The following is a 2,769-nucleotide window of genomic DNA, read 5'->3' as shown; positions in this document are numbered from 1 at the left end:
GGAAGCTCACGGGCGGACGCCGTCGGCGAGGTGAACGCCGGGGCGGCCGGGGGCGGTGACGGCGCCGCGACCATCACCCCCGCAGCGGAGTGACCGGCCCGGACCTCGACCACGCCCGCGCCGAGGCGCTGCGCCGCTGCACCGTTCTGGTCGAGACGGCGGTCGGCGCCCGGGCCAGCGGCTTCCTGGTCGCCCCCGGTCGGGTGGTCACCTGCGCGCGGGTGGTCCTGGACGGTGGCGGGGCGGCCGAAGGCGGCCGGGTGGCCGAAGGGTTGGTCGTCCGGCACGAGTCGGGTACCTACCCCGTCGTGCCCGGGAACGTCCGGGCCGAGCCCGCCTCGGCGGAAGCCGGCCCGTTCGAGGCCTTCCCCGATCTCGCGCTGCTCACCGTCCCGGCGATGGCCGGCAGCGGCCACCCCGTCGCCCCACTGGCGGGCGAGGAAGCGGCGCCGGGGACCCGGCTGACCGCCCTCGGCTACTCCGCCTACACCCCGACGCCCGGAGTGCACCCCGACACCCTGGCCCTCCACGTGGTCGGCCGCTCCGGGAAGTTCATCCGGGTCGAGGGCGCGGCGGTGAAGCCGGGCTTCGGTGGCGGCATGCTGGTCGGACCGGACGGGCTGGTCCGCGGCGTGCTCAAGGACGGCAGCCGCCATCCGCGGCCCCCGGGCGGCTGGTACGTGCCGTTGGCCGTCCTGATCGCCTTCCTCGGGCCGGATGCACCGGATGCACCGGAGGCACCGGAGGCGCCGGGAGCGGCGTCCGTGGCGTCCGCGGCGCCCGTGGTGCAGGCCGAACGGCCCCCGGACGACGCGGAGTTGGTGGACGCCCTGATGGCCTTCCCGTACACCGCGCGCGCCGACGGCCGCTTCGACCTGCTCGACCGGATGGGCCAACACCTCGGCCTGCCGCACTCCTTCGAGGCCGAGGAGCGCACCGACCGCCGCGACCACCTCTTCCGCATCGTGCGCCGCTGCCGGAACCACCGCGACGCACCCGCGGCGCTGCGCGCGCTGTACACGGCACTGGAGGAACTCGCCCCGTACGACGGAGCGTTGGACCGGCTCAGGTCCGTCGTGGGGCGGGCCGCCGGGGGCTGGGAGAGCAGGTAGGGCGATGAGCGCAGGGGCGTACGGCGGGTGGCCGCCGTCGGGCGCCGCCGAGCACGGGGAACGCTCGGCGGCCTGGCCCGCGACGGCCGAGGACCTGCTGGCCGAGATCCTGTTCACGTTCCAGCGGATGGCCCGGGAGAGCTTCCGGCTGGACGTCCTGGAGACGATGGGCCGCTCGCCCGCCTCCCCGCACTTCGCGCTGGACGTCAAGGAGTGCCGCGTCGCGCGCGACCACGTGTGGGAGATCCTGCGGGCGATCGGCCGCACCCGCGACCCGCACGCCGCGCTCGGCTCGCTCCGCGAAGCACTCAGGACCCACGACCCGTACGCGGGCGCGCTGCCCTGGCTGGACCTCGCCGTCCTGGCCCTGACCGCCGACACCGGTCTGCCCGTCGACACCCTGCTGCGCGTCGTCCGCCTGCTGCGGGCGCTGGACCCCCAACCCGGCCCGGAGAGGCTCCTCGGCCACGTGCCCCAGGACGCCCCCGGGCGCAGCCTGCTCGACTCCCGGGCGACCCTGCCGGAGATCCTGGCTCGGCTGCTGGACCGCCGCGGCGCCCCCGACGCCGAACCCGCGCTGTCCTTCCTCGCAGGCCTGGCCGCGGACCCGCAGCTGGCCCCCGCACACCCCCGACTCGCCGAGCTCGCAAGCCTGTTGAACTCCCTCGGGGTGGCCGTCCCGGAGGCGCGGGCGGCCGCCGGCAGCCGGCTGATCGTCCAGATCCGGCTGGACCCGGAGACCCCGGAGCACATCGAGCGCAGCCGCTACCTCCTGCGGGCCTCCTACTACCGGCAGCCGCTGGAGGGCGGCCGGTTCCACCGGCTCAACGTCCTGCCCGCCACCGCCTCGCTCGCCAAGGACGACCTGATCGCCCAGGGCAGCGCCCGGCTGGCCGAGTGGAAGGAACTGCTCGTCGAGATGCGCGCGGCCTACGACGACGCGGTGCGGATCGAGTTCCTGCTGCCGGTCCCGCTGCTCGGCCACAGCGCCGAGCTGTGGTCCCCGAGCCGCTACGGGCAGCGGCTCGGCCACCACCATCCGGTGGTGGTCCGCTCCCTGGAGCGCTACGCCGACCCCTGGGTGCCCACCACGGCCTGGCGGGAACGGTGGCGGCACCTGTTCGCCGGCGGCATCGAGCGCGACGCCGTCGACCGGATCGGCTGGCCGCCCCTCGTCCCCGAGCGGGCCGCCGAACTGCCGAGCTGGCTCGACGACCAGCCGACCCTGGCGTGCCTGGGCCTGGACACCCCGTACGACGACCTCGACCCGAGGGTGCGCGACGCCGTCCAGGACGCGATCGTGGTCGGCGGGATACCGGCCGTGCTGTGGCCCCGCACCCCCGGCGACCCGGCGGCCCTGGTCGAGGCGCTGCGCGAGCACAGCCGGCGCTCGCTGGTGCAGCTGCCGGAGGCCGTCCACCGGCACCGCCGGAAGACCCGGGCCTCGGACGGCCGGGACGGCATGACCCTGCTCTGGGACGACCCGGACTGCGTGGATCCCGACCAGGACGCGCTGTTCCCGGGGATGGTGTGACGCGTGGACGGCCTGATGGGGGGGCGCGATGAACGACGCGACGGGTGAGTTGACGGATGACTCGACGGATGACTCGACGAACGAGTTGCCGGACGACGAGGACAAGGCGGTAGCGGTGCCCGA

Annotated in this window: 2 protein-coding genes; both read left to right on the top strand. The window is 75.6% G+C overall.

Annotated features, from left to right (window positions below; translation table 11 throughout):
• The first annotated feature begins 89 nt into the window (after nucleotides 1-89).
• Nucleotides 90-1,112 (top strand): trypsin-like peptidase domain-containing protein, encoded by a 1,023-nt coding sequence (locus tag J0670_RS35010; RefSeq protein ID WP_207816537.1) that lies wholly within the window; start codon nucleotides 90-92, stop codon nucleotides 1,110-1,112.
• Between the two features lie 4 nt (nucleotides 1,113-1,116).
• Nucleotides 1,117-2,646: a hypothetical protein gene (locus J0670_RS35005; protein WP_207816535.1), complete on the top strand. Its 1,530-nt coding sequence runs from the start codon at nucleotides 1,117-1,119 to the stop codon at nucleotides 2,644-2,646.
• Nucleotides 2,647-2,769 lie beyond the last annotated feature (123 nt).

This window comes from Streptomyces sp. FH025 (assembly GCF_017427025.1).
In the GTDB taxonomy this organism is placed as follows: domain Bacteria; phylum Actinomycetota; class Actinomycetes; order Streptomycetales; family Streptomycetaceae; genus Kitasatospora.
This window is presented reverse-complemented; position numbering and strand designations above follow the sequence as displayed.